Here is a 12,908-nt window from a genome sequence, read left to right as displayed (position 1 = left end):
AACGAAAGTGCGTTACTTTCAAAATGCCAGCACAGGATAGCCAGTTGGCTCTAGGGACAAAAATTCGTGTACAAACTCTCCTCGTTACAAGCTGCCAGAGGTTTGGCAGCTCTAATTGTCGTTGCTTTTCACTCACTATTTATCAATGCCAAGTATGTAGAAGGCGAGAGCCTGTTGCCCGAAATATTCATATTTGGGCAAACCGGCGTTGATCTATTTTTTGTAATCAGTGGCTTTGTAATGATTGTCGCCTTCCGTAATAAATTCGGATTAAAGGGTGAAGCGCTTAACTTTCTGAAAGGCCGTTTCTTTCGTATATATCCAACTTACTGGGTTTACTTTCTTGCCCTCTTTCTTGTGTTCCAGATCAAGCCTGAAATGGTGAATGGTTCTCAGGGTGGCAAATTTGACATTACTTCATCGTTGCTGCTGCTTCCTCATTCGGCGTTGCCGTTACTGATGGTTGCTTGGTCATTAATCCATGAAGTGTGGTTCTATCTGGTCTTCGCCGTGATTCTGCTGCTGCCGTCGAACTGGGTTCTGCGTGCCTTTGTGCTGTGGTTTGTTGCGATTGTCTGCGCTTCCGCCTTCATGGATACGCCTGAGAACCCTTACCTGCGTGTGATGGCCCATGAATTTTCGCTGGAGTTCATCTTTGGCGCACTGGCTGGCATCGCCTTCCTGAAGCTTTCGCAACGGCCTTCAACGGTATCTGTCACGGTCGCCACGATGGCACTGGTGGGGGTGGGCGGCCTTGCGTATGCATTGAGCGCAGGAGTGGTAGACGGCTCTGATGTGATTCAATCCATATCCTTGGAACGAGCCTTCTCAGTCGGTGGGGGCTATACGCTTTTACTATTGGCATTTGCGTTGCTGGAATCGAAAAGTAGGTTGAAGGTATTCGGCTTTTTAAAATCAGTGGGTGATATGTCTTACTCACTTTACCTCTCGCACATTCTGACACTAAGTATTTGCGGTCGAGTTTGGCTATCATTGGGGTATGCAGGAGGTGGGGTATGGAGCTCAGTGTTGTTTTGGATTGCTTCTTACGCTTCTGTACTTGTGGTGGCGTATCTAAGTTATCGCTTTATTGAGCAAAATTTAGTTCGGATGTCGCGCACTATTCCAATATCTGCAATTCGCCAAAAAAAATAGTTTGACAAATTCGACGTAATAAGAAGCGGTCGTATATCGAGCCGCCTTTTTTATTTTTCTCTGCACCACTGGGGACGTCGCGTTGCGTCTGCCTGCGCTGACAGGAGCAAAGGTTGCGCTGTGGAATACGCTCTTGGAATCTGGAGTGAGCAAAGCCGTATTGACGCTCCACCTGGATGTGTAGCAACTCCAGGTAGATCGCCTGGTCAACGTCCTGCACCATTCCAAAATTGAGAACGTAGAGCGCGCTTTGCAACAGCTTGGGCGCCAAATCTCGCTCTCGGTGGAAGTCCGCCTAAGTCCAGCGACAACTCGTTGACGACAAGCCTCCACAGCCCTGGCTAGTGGGTGCCTTGGGAAGAGCCCTATGGAACGATAGTGGGAAGCTTCGATATAAATGGTGTGTCGGTTCTCCTTGATGGTGAATGCGGCACCGTCGTCAGAGTTCGGCCTGAAGACATCGACGACGAGTAGAGCATGTCCACAAAACTCCACACCGTGCGATGAAGTGCGCTGAATATCTCCCGTATGAGCCTGATAAAACTAGCTATTGCTGGTAGGCCCAATGAACACTGGGCCATAACTTGGACTTGTAATCAGTAGGTCCCGGGTTCGACTCCTGGTGCCGGCACCATACAAAACGAAGCCCTCGTAGAAATACGAGGGCTTTGTTGTTTCTGGCATCCAGAAATCCAACTGCCACACACCCCTCTGCACGAGCCGCCGAAGGCTGCGATCTTTTGATCTTCAACGCAGATCTGCTTGCCCTTGGAAAAGATTGCAAGCTGCGCCCCCCAGAATCATCTATCCGGCCTCCCCACCTCACGGAGGTGGGGAGGCCGGCTAATGGGCGCGCCCTTTTCCCCTGCCGTAATCAACAGACTCTGTTGAAAAAGTCGCTACGGCTCGACACCAGCCAAAATGGGTTCAAAAGTCGGTCGCATGGACGCTCATACGTGAACTCCGAATCCCGTTCGAGCGTCGCAAACACTAAGCACTTAGCTGCTTAATCCAATCAAGGCTCGCAACGGTAGAACCGGAAGGATGGTATTCACACCCGATCCATCCTGTGTAGCCACGCTGCTCCAGCGCCGCGAATAAGTCAGCAAAGTCGATGCTCCCCGTTCCCGGTTCGTGACGACCCGGGCAGTCGGCAATTTGTACATGGACGGTTCTGTCATAAAACCGGGCCAGAACATCTGCTGCGTCTGCGGTCAGAAGCTGGGCATGGTAAAGGTCGAGAATCAGCCCAACACTCGGGAAGGTCTCCAGCACCTGTTGCGCCTTGCTAAAGTCAGACATGTAATAGCCCGGCATCGCCTGCGAACTGATCACCTCAATAAGCGGCCGCAAACCCTGATCTTCGAAATACTTGACGGCATACTCCAGGTTGCCCCCGAAGATAAGCGCTGCCTCATCCTGCGTCGTAACCCCGGACATGATGTGGACATCCGAACACGCCAGCGTCTTTGCATAGCTGGCGGCCTGGACCAACCCGTTGCGAAACTCTTCCTCCTTGCCCTGCAAGGCAGCGATGCCTTTGGTAACGCCAGCTGGTGCGGCGAACTGAATCAACGGCAGACCGTATTGAGCCAGGTTGTCGGCCAGGAGACTCGCGTCGAATTCATAGGGCGACGGGAACTCCACCGCCCGAAAACCAGCTGCGGCAGCGGCTTCGATGCGTTGCAGAAAAGGCAACTCATTGAATTGAAAACCGAGATGAGCATTGAACTTAAGCATTGGGTAACCATCCATCCTGGAAAGAAACAAAATCATCAGCCTGGAACATCTTTCGCAGCTCCAGCACTGCACTATCGGGAGTGGTCAATACAGGTAGACCCGATCGAGCCTGTGCTTGCCCTGCGGCGCTCGTCATCGAAAACTGTGCGAAACAGATCAGATCGCAGGCTCCGACCTGAGCAGCCATTTCCGCGATGGCGGTATCGTGACCGTCTTTGTTCCCTTCACTCAATGCCTGCATTGCACCAGGGACAAAATAGGGCACCACCTCCATCGCCCGACCACTACGCTCAGCCACTTGCTTGAACTCGGTGATTATCGAGGTGATGGTAGGCTCGAACGTCGCCAGCACGGCAACACGCGATGCTTGCGTTAGAGCCAGGTTGATCATAGCTTCGTTCGGCTTGAGTACTGGAATGGCAATGTCAGGCTTGCAAAGGTCGATGGCATCGCCAAAAGCCGAGCAGGTAAAAAGTATGGCGTCCGCTGCGCATTGTACTGCGTACTGGGAAAGTGTCAGAAAACGCGCCTTCATACTCGTGGTTAATTCTCCCTCCTCCACTCGGTCTCGGGACAACGAGTCTTCGAGCAGATTGATGATCTGTGCCTCCGGCCATTGCCGGGCAAAGGCCGCCATGATGGGATCGATCGCCAACGCGGTCGCGTGGATCAGAAAAATGCGTGGAGCCTTCATGCTCATGTGCCTCGACAAGGTTGTTCGACAAGTCCACCAACGCTCTTTGTACAGACACCCACATCCTCTTCGTATGGTATTTTCCAACTCCAGTCCGATGGGGGTATCTACCCCAACGGGAACGGACTGAAGCTAACCATTCGAGATAGAGCCTGTGATCAAGAAAGACCTCGCCTTGCAGTTGGCCCCACGCGTCATCGACATGGTTCGCGCCCGGTCGATGAAAGCCGGTGAGCCGTTGCGCGAGCAGACGTTCGCACAAGCGCTTGGTGTTTCGCGCTCGCCTATTCGGCGGGTTTTTGCCTTGCTCGCCGAGTGGGGTCTCGCCATCCAGGAACCCAATCGTGGCTACTTTCTGAAACAAGGCGCTGGGCAGATTCAGGAAACAACATTCCCTCTCGCCAGTGATCCTTTCGAAGACTTTTACCTTCGTGTAGTCGACGACATTCTTGGCGGCGAAATACCGGCCCACTTTTTCGAAGCGCAGTTGTTGCGCCGTTACGAAGTGCCCCGTGGACAATTGCTCAAGGTATTGAACAGGCTGGCCAGCGAAGCCATGGTGGAGCGCAAGCCAGGGCAAGGATGGGGTCTCAAGGACTTCGTGCATAACGCCCAGACATACATCCAAAGCTACCGCTTCCGTATGGCCATCGAGCCGGCCGCTCTGCTTGAGCCCGGTTATCAGATCAATCACGCCGCGTTTGCCAAGGCCAGGCAGCAACAGCAGGCCATGCTCGATGGGGATATCCACACCTTGTCACGTGCCCAACTGTTCCAAGTCGGCGCCCAGTTTCACGAACTGATCGTGCAGTGCTCCGGAAATGTCTTTTTCATCGATGCCATCCGCCAGCAAAACCAACTCAGACGTTTCGTGGGCTACAAAGCCAACGTCGATCGCACGCGTCTTATGGCGCAATGCCAGGAACACATCCATTTGCTCGACCTCATCGAGTCTGATCGCCGTGAAGAAGCCGCGCAATTTCTCTGGAGGCATCTGGACGAAGTGGGCCGACTCAAGACCCATCAGGACGTCATGCCAGAAGATGATGGGATATAGAGCGCACCACTAGCCCCCTATTACTGATCGAAGCTTCGTCAGCGCGCGCTCCAATAGTTCTCTGATCAGCTTGGCACGATTGTTTTTCATCGACGTAATATACAGAAACACATTTCATCCGCACTAAATAGTTAATATTAACTTCGGATATTGTATTTCATTGCAACAATGATCAATTATGCGCACCGCTCGGACGCGAAGCCATATCCAAACGCACAGGGATGATCGTAATGAACGGAAGGACGTTGAGTAGAGGAGCGGGAGTCTCGAACCTTCTGTTCGGTGTGTACACAATATGTGTTGCCCTGCTTGGAGTGACACTGGCCTATCAAGGGGGCGCTCTGGTGGCAGCAGGCGGGTCACCCTATTACGCCATGATGGGCACCGCCCTGTTGCTATCGGCCATTCTCATTGGCCTGAAACAGTCTCTCGGCATCTACCTCTATGGTGCGGCCTCCCTGGCCACCTACGCTTGGGCGATCTGGGAGTCCGGGTACGATGGTTGGGCCTTCATTCCACGCTTAGCCTGGCTGGCTGTTCTCAGCGTTCCATTTCTGGCTTTTTGGCCCTTGGTGCATCGTGACTTTGCAAACGCCAGAAGAAGTCATTACTTCACCATCATGGGTCTACTGCCGATACTCATGGCAGTCACCATCCTGGTGCCCCTGTTCTTCCCGACAGCCGTTCACCTTGCCGACTCGACGCTTGCAACGACGCGCCCCGAACAACCCTTCAGTCGCAACACGGTGACGTCACCGGACGGTAATGTTGCCGCGTCACACGACGAAACCAACTGGACCGCTTATGCAGGCTCCAACTTGGGCAACCACTATTCCGCAGCATCGCAAATCACTCCTTCGAATGTGTCGGGCTTGGTGAAAGCCTGGGAATACCACCACGGCGACGTGAAGCAACCAGGTGAAAAAACCAAATACTTGAACGAGGCCACTCCGATCAAGGTGGGTAACTCGCTCTATACCTGCACCCCAAAGCAAATCATCATTTCTCTGGATGCCACCACCGGGAAGGAAAACTGGCGGTTTGACTCCAAAGTCGACCCAGCCTACTTCGACAATGGCGGCGCATACTGTCGCGGTGTCTCCTATTTCGAAGTGCCAAATGCCAGTGGCCTGTGCGCTTCGCGCATTATCTGGGGCACCAACGATATTCGCTTGGGAGCGGTAGACGCCTTGACTGGCCAAACGTGCCCCGGCTTCGGCAATGCAGGTTTTGCGGATTTGAAAGACGGGTTAGGCACCTTCAGAAAAGGGTCGACCGGTATTACCTCCGCCCCCATTGTAATCCGCGGGGTGGTGATCACCGGAGGCCGAGTCCTTGATTCAGATGTGCGCCCAGCACCCTCGGGAGTGGTTCGTGCCTACGACGCGGTTACCGGCAAACAAAAATGGGCTTGGGACTTAGGCCGTCCAGACACCAATGCCCCCGCTCGCGACGACGAAACCTACACGCTCAGCACACCCAACTCCTGGGCACCGCTATCCGCCGACGATGAACTGGGATTGGTGTATGTCACCACCGGCAACGCTGCCGGCGACTTCTATGGGGGTACTCGCACGGAACAAGAAGACACGTTCAGCTCCTCCCTGGTTGCACTGGATGCGGCCACAGGCAAGGTCAGATGGCATTTCCAGACAGTTCACCACGATCTATGGGACTACGACCTGAGCCCACAACCCAATCTGATTGATTTCCCCACATCAACGGGCACACGCCCCGCCGTCATTCAAGCTACCAAATCCGGCCAGCTGTTCGTACTTGACCGCGCCACCGGCGAGCCTTTGGTGGATATCGTGCAATCTCCCGTCCCACAGGGAACCGCTCCTGGAGACTACACTTCGGCCACCCAGCCGCTTTCGCCCAATATGCCGAGCACCATGGGACGCCCTTCGAAAACGCCGGAAGTACTGACGGAGGCAAATGCCTGGGGCTTAACTCCATTCGATCAGTTGCAGTGTCGCATCGAGTTTCGCCAGGCACGCTACGAAGGGATCTTCACACCGCCAGTCGTAGGCCAACAAAGCCTGATTTTCCCCGGCCATCATGGCGGCTTGAACTGGGGAGGCGTGATGGTAGACCTCAAACGAGGCCTACTGATCATTAATAACCAGCGGATCCCTTACATGCAGGGGCTAGTTCCTCGCGAACAACTCGACGCCATCAATGCCAAGTCATTCCAAGAAGCGCCGGGTAAAAGCCAAGGCTTTCGCGTCCAGGCCGGACTGCCTTACGGCGCCATCAAAGATCCATGGATGTCATCCCTTGACCAACCATGCATTGCGCCACCTTGGGGCTTCATTGCTGGCATAGACCTGCGTACACGCGACGTAGTCTGGAGTCGTCCGTTCGGTACGGGGTACGACAGCGGGCCTTGGGGAATCGCCTCTCGTACGCGCTTCGAAATCGGCACGCCGAGTGACGCAACAGGTGTGACAACCGCTGGGGGCGTGACGTTCATCGGTGCCGCCATTGATCGTTTCATGCGGGCTTACGACAGTGAAAGTGGAGAACTACTGTGGGAAGAACGCCTTCCCGCGGGCAATCAGGCTTCACCCTTGACCTACATGAGCCAGGGCCGACAGTACGTCGTGGCAGTAGTCGGCGGTCATGACCGAATTCCAACCAAGTTGGGTGACAGCATCATCGCTTGGGCCCTGCCCGAGAAGTAAATCGCACTCCGCCTGAAAAGACTCTCCGTAACACTGTCGGACAGGGAGGTAAATATATGGATATTCGAATAGCCTCGCCTGGTAACGAGGAAAGCTTCAGTGATGGTGGAGAGCCTGGTAACACCTCAAGAACTTTCGAAGGCAAGCTCTCCAACACCTTGACCCTCATGCATCAACGCCCTTACCAAATTATAAGAACTGGCACACTATCACGCCGGCATTCAGAAACTTTTCGCAAAGAGCGATAGCAACTACCAAAAATCCAATAGTGTCCTAGACACCGTCTCCCAGCAACTTAAACAGCAGACGGCGCCTCGGCGAACTGGATGGATATTGATATAAAGGAGATCATGACCCGCAAGGGGAGTCAGCTCTTTAGCGCTTCACTGCAGCGCACCACCGGCCTAATTATTTATGACATCAAAATTTTCCCTATGAAAGAAGTGATCGGCCAGCTGTTTATTACACCAGCCCCAGCACTCACGTACTAGCCCGACTTTACTCATTGTTATCTACGAGCCCTTGAGCAGGGGCAGAATTTTATCACCCTTGAAAAAGCATGCAGCTCAAATGGTGAGACGGATGATCTGTGCACGCGTGATCATCTTATTGCCTTTAAAAGCAATGACGACTGAGGCCAACTGAAAACTCATCATTATGTTATGACCGTCCACAGACACTTATGCAGTGAAAAAACAGCCATGCGAGAAGCCACCGCACCGAGATACACATTGTAATTTTAAGAAAACTCAACAGGAATTAAAAATGATTGAACACTTTTCCAGCTTATATGTCTTGGTGGGCGTCAGCTTTATAACTTCATTTATGACTGCCGCCATTGGCGTTGGTGGCGGAATTGGATTGCTTGCAGTGATGCCTCAATTTTTACCTATATCAGCGGTTGTACCGGTTCACGGTTTAATTCAAATGGTGAGCAATGCCAGTCGATTTGCTTTTGATTACAAGAGTGCAAAAATAGAAATTCTTCCTAAATACATCATCGGCTGTCTGGCGGGAGCACTCATTGGATATTTCTTTATAGGGAAATTCCCTGAGAAATATCTATCACTCGCGCTTGGTTTTTTCATTCTGGCAATAACATGGACCAAGATCGTGTCACACCTGGGGTTCATATTTAAAAACTTTGCAATCGTTGGGTTTGTTCAAACATTTCTTTCACTCTTTGTGGCTGTAACCGGTTTGATATCACAGCCTATTTTGATGAGGATGAATATTAAAAAAGATGAAGTGATCGTCACCCATGCAATGCAAATGAGTGTACTGCACGGTTTGAAGGTCGCTGCTTTTGTTATGGCTGGCTTTGCATTCATGGACTACGCATACCTCATCACCATCATGATCATAGCCTCCACTGGCGGCTCGTATTTCGGTGGATTTCTTAGAGATCGAATATCGCAGCGTGTAGGCGCCATGCTTTTGAAAGTTGGCGTTACGTTTTTTGGTTTTAAAATGATTCTGGATCATTTCATTCAGAGCGTTTGAAATTTATCTCATCACAACAAGGAGTGTGAAATGGCGAAAAGCAAAAAAATCGATTGTTCTGACATCAAAGGAATCTCAGCTTTTCTTAATGAGCATGGATATTGTGTTGTCAAACCTCAAGATAACTCTTTGGAGGCATTTAGGGATATCGCCGGCAAGTTTGGATCAATTCAATTCCATACAAAATCCGATAAAAATGGAGTGGTGGGAGGTGGAGAATCAATAAACAAGGACTGGCAAAACTTCAAAGATGATTACCACGGTGAATTATCAAGTGATTTTTTTCCTCATACTGATGGGTCTTTTTTGAATGGGATGGCTTACGTTGGCGGCGTGGCAAGAAAAATCACACCTCCCAAATTTGTAATTCTCCAATGCGTATCAAAGCCGGAGACTGGCGGAGATAATTTTTTGATTGACGGGCAAAAAATCTACAATGATTTGCTTGCAAATCAAGCTGACATATTAAAGGTATTGATGACCAGCGGCAGTGTCACCTACTGTCGAGACGACTTATTATCCATGGATTGTTCTGTATTCGAAAAAATTAATGATAACCGGTTAAGAATTCGTTATAGATATGACAGCACTGCCTTTATTCCTCAGTGGGCTAGCGCTGCATTCAATTACATCCAAAACAATTACTCCACTAACGAGAACTACATCATTAATATAAGCCTTGACCCTGGGGACATTCTGGTCATGGATAACCTTAGAGTTTTACACGCACGCCATCAGTTCGTTGATGGCAGCAAGAAAAGAAAAGTAAGAAGACTTTGGATTGCTGATGATTCACAAGTCACATTTAAAAACATATTGAATCAGTCACCTGTGCGCAGAGCAATGTTCCCCTTTCAAAAATATAATATTGCCCAACAAGAAAATTCAGAGCATTTGCTTATTGACTATACATGCGGCATTCACTACCCGCCGAGTAAGCCTCTATCAAAAGCTCACAACGAGCTTGATATGATTGTCGAGTGACACTCACTATGGACACCTCCTTGACAATGCTCCTGATTGACGAGTAATTCGGAGACAGACCACGATTTCTGACTTAAATGAATATGCAGATGCTGAATAAATCGTGGTCTGTCCCAATTTTTTCTTCCGCCTCCTACAAACAAAGCCCCCGCAGCGATGCGAGGGCTTCGTTGTTTCCGGGGTTTGGAAAAACCCGCGCTCCCGCCTAGACCCCTTTGCCAAGAAAAGGCGCAGTTTCCACTTCCAGCATCAGCAACACCATTTCCGTCAATTCGGCGTCGGACTTCTGTCCCGCATAGAGGTCATGCAGTGCTTTGGCGAAGGGAATGCGCAAGTCCTGGTTTTCTTCGTGGGCGCTGTCGCTGTATTGCATGAGTTCGCTGATGGCGCGCATCACTGCCGCTTGCCACCGAGCGGTGGTCCTAAGACCATCGCCGGTGATTGCAATCAACTTATCCTCCGTCAGTTGGCGAAGGGCGGGTTCCCGCAACGGCTTATGCGGCTTTGGGTTGCGAGTGTTCTTTGACATACCGGACGATACTCAGCGTTTCCTGCCGGAACTGCTCGTAGTCGATCTGCTGGGCGTTAATAAAGGTGCTGCCCATCATGGTCAGCGACCCCATAAAGCTGGCTTCGGAAATTTCCTCGTCAGTCGCGCCAAACAAGCGCGCGGCTTCGGTATGGAACAGGGCGCAATACTTACAACGAGTCGCCCCGGACACTGCCAGACCTATCAACTCCTTGTACTTGTTAGGAATCTTGGTTTCTGCCAGCCAGAAATCCTTGGCTACGACCCAGAATCCGTTCGCTGCACCTTCCGGCATCTGCTTGATCCACTCCGGTACCTGACCCAGGGTCTGCTCAATTTCCCGATAGGTATCACGAATGGCCATTTGGCACCTCCTTACCTCTCTGGAGACATCTACACCAGAGGTACAACTTAGTTTAGTTCGCTGGCGGCCATGCCAGAGCCGGCAGCAGGACAACTCCAGGCAAGGAATCCTTAAATATCGTAGAAACAACAGGATGGATTTAGACTTTTTTGGCGCAATGACAGACCACTAAATGCTTGGAGTTATCAAACAAAGCCCCCGCAGTAATGCGAGGGCTTTGTTGTTTCCGGGGTTTGGAAAAGCAGGTCTTAGTGACCGGCACTCTGACCGCCATCGACGTGCAGGATTTCGCCGGTGACGAATCCGGCGGAGTCCAGATACACAACGGCCTGGGCGATGTCGCTGATCTCGCCCATGTGCCCGACCGGGTGCAAATTGCCCAGCGCTTCGTGGGTTTCTTCGGCGTGCATTGGCGTTTTGATGATGCCGGGGCTGACCGCGTTCACGCGAATGCCACGCTTGGCGTATTCGATGGCCAGGGATTTGGTTGCGGCGTTGAGGCCACCTTTGGTCAACGACGCCAGTACCGACGGCACGCCGTCGACGGCGTGGTCTGTCAGGCTGGTGGTGATGTTGACGACGTGGCCGCGGCCTTGTTTTTCCATCTCGGCGATGGCGAGTTGGGTGATGTAGAAGAAACCATTCAGGTTCACCGACAGCACAGCAGCGTAGTCTTCGTGGGTATAGGCGGTGAACGGCTTGGCGACGAAGATCCCGGCGTTGTTGACCAGGGTGTCGACACGGCCAAAACGTGCGATCGCTTCACGAATCACGCGCTCGGCAATCGCCGGGTCGCCGATATCGCCCGCCACGGTGAGGATGTCCGGATCGGAGGACGGTTTGATCGAGCGTGAGGTGGCAACCACTTGGTAATCGAGATCACGGAAAGCCTTGACCATGCCTGCGCCGAGACCTTGGGATGCGCCGGTAATAACAATGACTTTTTTCGAATTGCTCATGATGAACCTCTACAAAATAATGGAGTTTTAAACGTGATCAATCAGGCTTCAGCGGGGGCCTACGCCATTTGCCTCAGCATCTGTTCGTAGTACTCGACCGATTGCGAACCGGACACCAGGTGACGACCGTTGAGGATCATGGCCGGTACCGAATTGATGCCGTGATCGCGGTAAAACGCTTCAAGCTCACGCACCTCCGTGGCAAACGCTCCGGACGCCAACACCTCACGCGCACGGGCCGCAGTCAGACCCGCTTCAGCCGCCAGGCGGACCAGCGTCTCGCGATCGCTCGGGTTCTGGCCGTCGCTGAAGTAAGCGCGCAGCAAGCCTTTCTTCAGTTCAATCTGCCGCCCTTCCTGCAATGCCCAGAACAACAGGCGGTGAGCATCAAAGGTGTTGTAGAAGTGGCTGCGTTTCTCCAGATCGAACGTGAAACCGATGGCTTGACCACGGGCGATCTGCATCGCTTTGCCGGCCGCGATGTCCTCGGCGCTACGCCCGTATTTGCGCATCAAGTGCTGGACTGCGTTCTCACCTTCAGCCGGCATGTCCGGGTTCAACTCAAAAGGCTTGAAGGTCAGCTCGACCGGAACTTCCCCAGCCAGATTCTCGATGGCTTGTTCCAGCGCCGTCACACCCAAGGCGCACCACGGGCACACCACATCGGAGATGAAATCGATGGTGACGGGGCGCCTCATGACTGCCCCTCTGCCAGTTGTTTTCGGTACTGGGTGGTGGTGATCCCGGCATAGCCCCAGTTATCGGTGTCGACTTCTTCGATCACGATGTGAGTCAGGTCCGGGCGTTTGTTGAGGACCCGCTCCAGGGTTTCAGTGATTTCGGCGATCACCTGAGCTTTCTGCTCCGAGGTAACGCCATCGCGGGTAATGCGTACGCTGACGAAAGGCATGACGACTCTCCAGTGACCTTCCCTTCGGGATGATGGGCAGGTGGTGGAGTCGACTGTATGGCGTTGCCTTGGCGGGATAAAGATGGGTTCAAGCACATCATTAGTGACGTGATGTAATGAATATAGGCAGGATATTGATATGTCTAAACCAACTTTCCGCCCCTGAAAACCCCTGGAAGAACGCTGATTTTGAGCGTGTTTATGGGCCATATCCAATGCCCGGTTTACTCGCACTGATAAGGTCGTCGCCGGGACTGTCAGATATTTTGTGTGCGGGCCGGTAACGGCCTGCCGTCAGGCAGGCCGTGCTTTTACCAGGTCGACCT

Annotated in this window: 14 protein-coding genes; 6 read left to right on the top strand and 8 right to left on the bottom strand. The window is 52.3% G+C overall.

The features are described 5' to 3' along the window. The first annotated feature begins 66 nt into the window (after window positions 1-66). Window positions 67-1,155 (top strand): acyltransferase family protein, encoded by a 1,089-nt coding sequence (locus AC1RJ3_RS00070; protein ID WP_493076871.1) that lies wholly within the window; start codon window positions 67-69, stop codon window positions 1,153-1,155. Here the strand turns inward: AC1RJ3_RS00070 and AC1RJ3_RS00065 are convergent. The 3 genes from AC1RJ3_RS00065 to AC1RJ3_RS00055 form a co-directional block, all read right to left on the bottom strand. Continuing rightward, window positions 1,121-1,426, bottom strand: a complete 306-nt coding sequence (locus AC1RJ3_RS00065) for a hypothetical protein (protein ID WP_493076869.1) — start codon at window positions 1,424-1,426, stop codon at window positions 1,121-1,123. The two genes, AC1RJ3_RS00070 and AC1RJ3_RS00065, sit on opposite strands and share 35 nt — an antisense overlap. A gap of 719 nt (window positions 1,427-2,145) precedes the next feature. Beyond that, window positions 2,146-2,895: a hydroxypyruvate isomerase family protein gene (locus AC1RJ3_RS00060; RefSeq protein ID WP_347928630.1), complete on the bottom strand. Its 750-nt coding sequence runs from the start codon at window positions 2,893-2,895 to the stop codon at window positions 2,146-2,148. Further along, the gene (locus AC1RJ3_RS00055) at window positions 2,888-3,589 is read right to left on the bottom strand and encodes an arylsulfatase (protein ID WP_347928629.1); all 702 of its coding nucleotides are present in this window, start codon (window positions 3,587-3,589) and stop codon (window positions 2,888-2,890) included. Before AC1RJ3_RS00055 ends, AC1RJ3_RS00060 begins: the two co-directional genes overlap by 8 nt. Window positions 3,590-3,743: 154 nt before the next feature. Between AC1RJ3_RS00055 and AC1RJ3_RS00050 the strand changes: the two genes are divergently transcribed. The 5 genes from AC1RJ3_RS00050 to AC1RJ3_RS00030 all read left to right on the top strand — a co-directional run bounded on the left by AC1RJ3_RS00050 (window position 3,744) and on the right by AC1RJ3_RS00030 (window position 9,820). Then, window positions 3,744-4,646, top strand: coding sequence for a GntR family transcriptional regulator (locus AC1RJ3_RS00050; RefSeq protein ID WP_493076866.1), 903 nt, complete (start codon window positions 3,744-3,746; stop codon window positions 4,644-4,646). Between the two features lie 230 nt (window positions 4,647-4,876). Further along, window positions 4,877-7,333, top strand: coding sequence for a membrane-bound PQQ-dependent dehydrogenase, glucose/quinate/shikimate family (locus AC1RJ3_RS00045; protein WP_493076864.1), 2,457 nt, complete (start codon window positions 4,877-4,879; stop codon window positions 7,331-7,333). A 326-nt stretch (window positions 7,334-7,659) separates the two neighbouring features. Beyond that, window positions 7,660-7,824, top strand: a complete 165-nt coding sequence (locus AC1RJ3_RS00040; protein ID WP_347928626.1) for a hypothetical protein — start codon at window positions 7,660-7,662, stop codon at window positions 7,822-7,824. A 274-nt stretch (window positions 7,825-8,098) separates the two neighbouring features. Next, complete coding sequence (locus AC1RJ3_RS00035; protein ID WP_347928625.1) at window positions 8,099-8,836, top strand: TSUP family transporter; 738 nt, start codon at window positions 8,099-8,101, stop codon at window positions 8,834-8,836. A 30-nt stretch (window positions 8,837-8,866) separates the two neighbouring features. Beyond that, window positions 8,867-9,820, top strand: coding sequence for a TauD/TfdA family dioxygenase (locus AC1RJ3_RS00030; RefSeq protein ID WP_347928624.1), 954 nt, complete (start codon window positions 8,867-8,869; stop codon window positions 9,818-9,820). A gap of 205 nt (window positions 9,821-10,025) precedes the next feature. Here AC1RJ3_RS00030 and AC1RJ3_RS00025 read toward each other — a convergent pair whose 3' ends face one another. The 5 genes from AC1RJ3_RS00025 to AC1RJ3_RS00005 all read right to left on the bottom strand — a co-directional run bounded on the left by AC1RJ3_RS00025 (window position 10,026) and on the right by AC1RJ3_RS00005 (window position 12,582). Then, window positions 10,026-10,271, bottom strand: a complete 246-nt coding sequence (locus AC1RJ3_RS00025; RefSeq protein ID WP_347928623.1) for a hypothetical protein — start codon at window positions 10,269-10,271, stop codon at window positions 10,026-10,028. Between the two features lie 43 nt (window positions 10,272-10,314). Then, complete coding sequence (locus tag AC1RJ3_RS00020) at window positions 10,315-10,713, bottom strand: carboxymuconolactone decarboxylase family protein (RefSeq protein ID WP_054595137.1); 399 nt, start codon at window positions 10,711-10,713, stop codon at window positions 10,315-10,317. A 248-nt stretch (window positions 10,714-10,961) separates the two neighbouring features. Further along, entirely contained in the window at window positions 10,962-11,672 is a 711-nt protein-coding gene (locus tag AC1RJ3_RS00015) for an SDR family NAD(P)-dependent oxidoreductase (RefSeq protein ID WP_493076861.1), read from the bottom strand. A 59-nt stretch (window positions 11,673-11,731) separates the two neighbouring features. Further along, window positions 11,732-12,370 carry a DsbA family oxidoreductase gene (locus AC1RJ3_RS00010; RefSeq protein ID WP_493076859.1) on the bottom strand — a complete coding sequence of 213 codons (639 nt, stop codon included), beginning with the start codon at window positions 12,368-12,370 and terminating at the stop codon, window positions 11,732-11,734. Next, window positions 12,367-12,582, bottom strand: a complete 216-nt coding sequence (locus AC1RJ3_RS00005; protein ID WP_019691259.1) for a tautomerase family protein — start codon at window positions 12,580-12,582, stop codon at window positions 12,367-12,369. The genes AC1RJ3_RS00010 and AC1RJ3_RS00005 overlap by 4 nt, the downstream gene beginning before the upstream one ends. Window positions 12,583-12,908: the final 326 nt, after the last annotated feature.

Source organism: Pseudomonas sp. GW822-FHT04C11, from assembly GCF_058800905.1.
This window is presented reverse-complemented; position numbering and strand designations above follow the sequence as displayed.

Coding starts and splice junctions, on each gene's coding strand:
- AC1RJ3_RS00060 (WP_347928630.1), bottom strand. CDS start 2,895: ATGCTTAAGTTCAATGCTCATCTCGGTTTTCAATTCAATGAGTTGCCT.
- AC1RJ3_RS00055 (WP_347928629.1), bottom strand. CDS start 3,589: ATGAAGGCTCCACGCATTTTTCTGATCCACGCGACCGCGTTGGCGATC.
- AC1RJ3_RS00045 (WP_493076864.1), top strand. CDS start 4,877: ATGAACGGAAGGACGTTGAGTAGAGGAGCGGGAGTCTCGAACCTTCTG.
- AC1RJ3_RS00040 (WP_347928626.1), top strand. CDS start 7,660: ATGGATATTGATATAAAGGAGATCATGACCCGCAAGGGGAGTCAGCTC.
- AC1RJ3_RS00035 (WP_347928625.1), top strand. CDS start 8,099: ATGATTGAACACTTTTCCAGCTTATATGTCTTGGTGGGCGTCAGCTTT.
- AC1RJ3_RS00030 (WP_347928624.1), top strand. CDS start 8,867: ATGGCGAAAAGCAAAAAAATCGATTGTTCTGACATCAAAGGAATCTCA.
- AC1RJ3_RS00020 (WP_054595137.1), bottom strand. CDS start 10,713: ATGGCCATTCGTGATACCTATCGGGAAATTGAGCAGACCCTGGGTCAG.
- AC1RJ3_RS00015 (WP_493076861.1), bottom strand. CDS start 11,672: ATGAGCAATTCGAAAAAAGTCATTGTTATTACCGGCGCATCCCAAGGT.
- AC1RJ3_RS00010 (WP_493076859.1), bottom strand. CDS start 12,370: ATGAGGCGCCCCGTCACCATCGATTTCATCTCCGATGTGGTGTGCCCG.
- AC1RJ3_RS00005 (WP_019691259.1), bottom strand. CDS start 12,582: ATGCCTTTCGTCAGCGTACGCATTACCCGCGATGGCGTTACCTCGGAG.